This is a genomic window from Sulfitobacter sp. HI0027, assembly GCF_001634775.1.
In the GTDB taxonomy this organism is placed as follows: Bacteria; Pseudomonadota; Alphaproteobacteria; order Rhodobacterales; family Rhodobacteraceae; genus Sulfitobacter.
On the sequence record NZ_LWER01000405.1, the window covers coordinates 1 to 282 of the forward strand.

Annotated in this window: 1 pseudogene; it reads left to right on the forward strand. The window is 53.2% G+C overall.

Annotated features, from left to right (window positions below):
- Positions 1–68: 68 nt before the first annotated feature.
- Positions 69–282: pseudogene (locus A3722_RS23615) on the forward strand (IS3 family transposase); the annotation flags it as partial.

The window sequence follows — 282 nt, forward strand, 5'->3', positions numbered from 1 at the left end:
TTGATTGTCACTGAGAACTGACCCGGTGGGGGTGCGGACGAAAAGTTGGACTATCTTGGAGATAGTTCATGTACAGCTACGAAGAACGACTGCGCGCGGTTAAGCTTTATATCAAGCTCGGCAAGCGCGCTCAGGCCACCATCCGTGAGTTGGGGTATCCAACGAAGAACGCCCTTAAAGGGTGGTATCGAGAATACCAACGTCTGCAGGACTTGCCGATACGATCGGCACCACGCCCGCCTAAATTCTCGCTGGCGCAAAAGGAGATGGCGTTAGAGCATT